This is a genomic window from Streptomyces sp. TM32, assembly GCF_004122755.1.
GTDB lineage: Bacteria > Actinomycetota > Actinomycetes > Streptomycetales > Streptomycetaceae > Streptomyces > Streptomyces sioyaensis.
This window is the reverse complement of record NZ_SDIG01000263.1, coordinates 1-5689: the sequence shown is the minus strand read 5'-3', so window position 1 is coordinate 5689 and position 5689 is coordinate 1. Positions and strand designations below refer to the sequence as shown.

At 67.9% G+C, this 5689-nt stretch carries 4 protein-coding genes; 1 reads left to right on the top strand and 3 read right to left on the bottom strand.

The window, feature by feature from the left end:
* Positions 1 to 65: 65 nt before the first annotated feature.
* The 3 genes from EST92_RS30710 to EST92_RS30700 form a co-directional block, all read right to left on the bottom strand.
* On the bottom strand, positions 66 to 1247 hold the full coding sequence (locus EST92_RS30710) for an IS1634 family transposase (RefSeq protein WP_161981805.1): 1182 nt from the start codon (positions 1245 to 1247) through the stop codon (positions 66 to 68).
* A gap of 394 nt (positions 1248 to 1641) precedes the next feature.
* The gene (locus EST92_RS30705; protein ID WP_129283945.1) at positions 1642 to 4152 is read right to left on the bottom strand and encodes an FtsX family ABC transporter permease; all 2511 of its coding nucleotides are present in this window, start codon (positions 4150 to 4152) and stop codon (positions 1642 to 1644) included.
* Between the two features lie 41 nt (positions 4153 to 4193).
* Positions 4194 to 4964, bottom strand: coding sequence for an ABC transporter ATP-binding protein (locus EST92_RS30700; protein ID WP_161981807.1), 771 nt, complete (start codon positions 4962 to 4964; stop codon positions 4194 to 4196).
* Between the two features lie 451 nt (positions 4965 to 5415).
* Here EST92_RS30700 and EST92_RS30695 point away from each other — a divergent pair, with 451 nt between their 5' ends.
* Positions 5416 to 5595 (top strand): hypothetical protein, encoded by a 180-nt coding sequence (locus EST92_RS30695; protein WP_129283943.1) that lies wholly within the window; start codon positions 5416 to 5418, stop codon positions 5593 to 5595.
* Positions 5596 to 5689: the final 94 nt, after the last annotated feature.

Here is a 5689-nt window from a genome sequence, read left to right as displayed (position 1 = left end):
TCACAGGCGGCCGCTGCCCATGTCCGGGAAACGCCGCAGGTCACCGGCCCATCGAACGGGCGAGGTTAAACGGCAAGCTGAGAAGCCGTATCCCTATCGATCATGAGGACGGTTCTGGTCGAACGGGATACCTGGTCGGGTGATCTTGGCCGCGTGAGCGCATGAGAGCAGGGCCTCCGGTGCAGCACGAGGGTTGCGAAGCCGACTCGAGTGCAGGGAGGCCCTGTTGTCCCAGTCTTGCGTGACGATGCTGTTCCCGTCCAACTCCCGCGTGTCGCTGTGCGATTGCCTCGCGCACCGGTTCGGGAACGCGGCCGACCGACCCGAAGGTTGTCGCGGACGGTCTGGTAGCGGCCCTGACGGGCCAACGCGGCCTCGGCGAGGTCGCTGCCGTCGCGCATGCGCATGCCGGCGATGTAGTGGCCGCCCGCGCGGGTGAGGTAGGCCAGGTTTTCCGCGCTGGAGAAGCCGCGGTCGACCACAGTGATCACCCGGCCGAGCTTCCAGTCCCGCATGTCGTCCTTGACCTGCGGAAGGATCGTTTGGTCGCTGGTCCCTCCCGGCCACACCCAGCACCTGACCGGCACGCCTTCCTTGGTGACGGCCAGTCCGATGGTGACCTGCGGCAGGTCGTCGCGGTGGTCCTTGCTCTTCCCGTACGCCCGGAACGGCTTGTCGCCCTCGTCACACTCGAAGTAGGTGTTGGTGGTGTCGAAGAAGATCAGGTCGACCTCGAGGTTCAGGAGGTTGGCGACCGCGAAGAACACCGTTTCTTGGATCTCGGCCTGGGCGTCGGCTTCCACCAGCAGGTCCATCGCGCGGTAGGCCTGGTCCTCGTCCATCGCCTCCAGGCCCGGTATCGCCGCGTCGCGGCCGGCCCACTCGGCAGCCGACAGCTTCGAGGCCGGGGCGATGGCACGGTTGGCGACCAGCGCGAACAGCACCCGCTCGACATCCGTGCGGAACCTACGCTCGCCGAGGATCTTCGCCAGCGCGCGATCGATCTCCAGTTGCCGCCACAGGCCCTGGAGCAGCCAGACCGCACCGATCGGCCGAGAGCCGGTCACCTCCAGGCCGCCGCCCGCCACCGGGGCCGAGGGGTCGGCGCCATCCTCGCCGAGGTAGCGGTTGATCGAGGTGACCAGACGACGAAGGCCGTCGGTGTCGAGCCGGTCCTCACGGCCGAAGTTGTACACCACCTCAGCCTGTGTGGTGCCGCCCACCCGGCGGTTGTGGGCCAGTTGCACGTAGCGGCCGTCGTGGCGTTCTTGTTCTTCCGCTGAGTCGTCCGCAGGTACATGCCCATAGCATGAACGATCACACCCGGAAACAACAAGTCTCTGCCGACGAGCGTGTGCCCACGCATTTCGGCCCTGACGCCCACCCGGCACCCTCGTGACCTGCACCGACCACCAGCACGGGGCCCTTCCGTGCCCACCAACTGCGGAACTCAGGCGAAACGATCACACCCGCGACATGTGCGAGTCTCCCAACCACAAGTCACACCAGGGCCATTGACCTGCACGAATCACGATGAAACTCCCTCACTGACACGCCCCCACGAGTTCAACTTCAGTAACGATCGTGGCGAAGGTGTCTTGAGTGGCGCAGGGGTCCGGATTCCGCAGGGTGCTCCTCCTGTCATTCGGTGTCGGTGGTGATGGCTTTGAGCATCGGGATTCTCGCGGCCTGGCGCCCGGGCCAGAGGGAGGCGAGGACGCCTATTGCGGCGGTGGCGAGAAAGAAGAGGAGCGCTCTGTCCCACGGGATGACGAGGGGGATGCCTTCCTGTCCGAGAACTGCTGCCGCGCCGATCGCGGTGCCGGCGATGAGGCCGAGTGCGGAGCCGAGGAGGGAGATGGTTACCGATTCGAGCCGCAGGACGGAGCCGATGCGTCGACGGTCCAGGCCCAGGGCCCGCAGGAGGCCGATCTCCCGGACGCGTTCGAAGACAGCCATGCCCATGGTGTTGACCACTCCGAGGGCGCCGATCAGCACGGTGACGCTGAGCATCGCGTACATGATGTTCAGAAACGGGGCGCTCTTCGCAGCGGCAGCCGCCCTCGCGTCGGCGCGGTCCTGGACGAGGAGCGCCGGGTTGTCCAGGGTCTGTCGGATTTCCTTCCTGAGCGCGGCTGTCTGGCCGTGGGCGGCTTTGACCAGGACGGATTCGATGCGCGGCCGCTGCTCGGTGTTGGTTGTGCGTGGTAGGGCCTTGTCGGAGATGAGGATGGGGGTCAGGGTGTCGGGGCCGTTGTAGATCGCGACGATGGGCAGGGCGGTCTTCGTGCCCGTTTCACTGAGGGTGCCGGTGACTTGGGAGCCGAGTCGCCAGCCGTGGGTGGCGGCCGTCTTTTCGGTGACCGCGATGCCGCGGTCGAGCCGGTCCAGAGAGCCCTTGCGGACGGTGACGGGTGCCAGGCGTTGCACTGTGGCGGGGTTGACGGCAGTCGCCGTCAGCGAGTTGCCGCTGGAGAGGTTGAAGTCGGTGCGAATGACCGGTGTGACAGCCTCGGCGTCGGCGAGCCGTGCGACGCGGGCGGCGGTGTCATTGCCGATCTCGGCGAAGTCCACGGCCGTGATGCGCAGGTCCGAGGTCATGGAGCTGTCGGCGTCCTGGGCGTCCATGCGGTTGATCGAGGTGACGACCACGGTGACGGCGGTGATCATCGCGAGGCCGACCGTGAGGGTGGTTGCGGTGGCCGCCGTGCGCCGTGGGTTGCGGCGGGCGTTCTCCACGGCGAGCTTGCCGCGGATGCCTGCCAGCCGGGTCAGCGGCGAGCGCAGGAGCCCGGTGACGCCCAGAGCGAGCAGCGGGGTGAGGATGATCAGCCCGGTCAGGAGCATGGGTACGGCGCCGAAGAGGAGGTTCTGGCTGCCGGTGGCGGCAGCGACCAGCAGGGCTCCGAACGCGGTGACGGCCAGGCCGATGGTGTTGCGGCGGTGCAGCGAGGCGGTGGTGGGGGGCTCGCTGGTGCGCAGCGCTGCCATGGGCGCCACGGCGGCGGCTCGGCGGGCTGGGAGGTAGGCGGACAGTACGGTGACGCCGATGCCGACCGCGAGCGCTGTGAGCACAGGTGTGGCGGAGAGAATCTGCAAAGCGGCAGTCGGTCCTGCGGTGACGCTGAACAGGCTGCTCAGCAGTGCCGCGACCCCGATGCCCAGTATGTAGCCAACGATCGAGGCGGCCGTTCCGATGATGGCGGCTTCGGCCAGGACCTGGCGCATCACGTATTTCCTGGTGGCGCCGACTGCGCGCAGCAGCGCGTGCTCGCGGGCGCGGGCTGCGCTGAGCATGGTGAAGGTGTTGGCGACCAGGAAGGTGGAGACGAACAGGGCGATGCCTGCGAAGCCCAGCAGCAGCGTGATGAGTTTTTGGTTGTTGCTGGAGGAGGCCGCCTCGGCGGCCAGGTCTGCTCGTGTCTCGGCGCGGAAGCCGGAAGGAAGCAACTTCTGTGCCTGTTCGGCGAGCTGGGTCTGCGGCGTGCCGTCGGCCGCGGTCAGTGTGATCGCCGAGTAGCTGCTCGGGGCGGAGGAGAACTGCCGTTGCGCGGTGCGGGTGTCGAAGGCGGTGAGGGTGCCGCCGGTGGCTGTGCGGCTGTCCTGGGCGGTGAAGGTGCCGACCAGCCGGGCGCTTTGGGCCGTGCCGTTGACGACGATGCGCACCCGCTCGCCCACCTGGTACCCGGCCCGCTCGGCGGACTGCCGGTCGACGGCGATCTCGCCGGTGGTATGGGGCCCGCGGCCCGCGGTGAGCGGGTAGCGGGGGTCCTTGCCCGTACGGTCGGGGACGTAGTTGAGGCCTGCGGCTTGATTCAGGTCGCCGACCAGGGTGCCGTCGGATCCGACGAGGAAGGAGGGGCCCTCGACCGTGCCGCGCGCTGCGGAGGCGCCGGGCAGCGTGCGCAGCCGCTGCAGGAGCGAGTCGTCGAGTTGTGGGGTGCCGCTGGAGGAGGCCGCGGACTGGTTTGGTGTGATCTTCACCGATGCATCGGGTTGGGAGTTGGTCTGTGCGCGAGTCACGGCCGTGCTGACGGACTCGCTGTAGATCAGCGAGCCGGTCACGAACGCCACGCCCAGCAGCACAGCCAGGGCGGGCATCGCGAAACGCAGGCGCTGGGAGCGCAGGGTGCGCAGGGTGGCGCGGATCATCGAAGGCCTTCGGGAAGAGATCGCTCGGTGGGTCATCGCGGTCAGCTCACCCGCTGCGAGACGTCGAATGTCTTCATCTGTTCCAGCACCCTGGCCGCGGTCGGGTCCGGCATCTCATGGACAAGGCTTCCGTCGGCCAGAAAAAGGGCACGGTCGGCGTAGGCCGCGGCGACCGGATCGTGGGTGACCATCACGATCGTCTGACCCAGCTCCTGTGCGGAGGATCGCAGGAAGGACAGGATTTCGGCTCCCGCCCGGGAGTCGAGGTTGCCGGTGGGCTCATCGGCAAAGACTATGGCCGGCCGGGTGGCCAGGGCTCTGGCGCACGCGACCCGCTGCTGCTGGCCGCCGGACAGCTGGGCGGGACGGTGGCCGAGCCGGTCCGCCAGCCCCAAGATGTTGATCAGGCCCTTCAGCCACACCTGGTCAGGGGCGCGCCCGGCCAGATAGCACGGCAGGGTGATGTTCTCCCAGGCGGTGAGGGTGGGCAGCAGGTTGAACGCCTGGAAGACGAAGCCGATGCGCTCGCGCCGCACCTTGGTCAGCTGTACGTCATTCAGCGAGCCCAGGTCCATATCGCCGATCCGCGCCGTACCGGACGTGGGAGTGTCCAATCCCGCCAGGCAGTGCATGAATGTGGACTTGCCGGAGCCGGAGGGCCCCATGATCGCCGTGAACTCACCGCGCAGAAAACGGGCCGACACCCCGGCCAGCGCCATGACGCGGGTCTCGCCCTCGCCGTAGACCTTGGTCAGACCGTCGGCGGCGGCGACCACCGCGCCCGGCCTCTCGGAAGACGACAAGGCGTCCATCCTTGGGTTCATTGCATCGCTCCTGGATGACTGCTCGTGAAATGGCCGCTGAGCCGAAGGGCAGAACGGGACGTCGCCGGCGGTCACCGGGCCGTCCCTGAGGTCGAATCCTTCAGCGTGGTGCGGGTACGGCGGATCCACCGGAATGCCGAGGCGGCCGTTTCCCTCCCTGGGCCGAAAGGCTGAGGTGGCGCGCGCGGTGCTGCCGTAGCGTGACGTGCCATGAGCTCAGCCTTCCGGGCCCGTTCCCGTACCCAGCAAGTGCTCTTGTGCCTCGTCGGCGCTGCCTGGTCGTCCTCGTGGTGTGGGAGGGACTGAACGCGCCGTACCTGCCGGTGGCTGCGGCAGCGGCAGTCTCCGGGGTTCTGTGTCTGGCTGCCCTGGCCGCGCCGGAACGCCTTTTCGCACGGCAGATCGCCATCGCCACGGCCCTCTCGTGCACCTGTCCGTGGTGGAGACGCAACTGCCCCACCGTCCCGAAAACACCCCGGGCCTGGCAGAGCTGTGCGCGCTGCTGCTGCTGATCACCCGCGCTGCGCGGCGTCACCCGGCTTCGAAAGCGGTCATCTATGCAGCGGGACCGGCCCTCGCCGCCGTGAACCGCACCGGGTTCGTTGGCAATGCCACTTAGATAGGTGGGTTTCTGAGCTTGCCGTTTAACCTCGCCGCTGTTTGTGTTCCTTGATCGTCTCGGCTCGCTTGACGGTCTTCCCTACGGGCTGCGG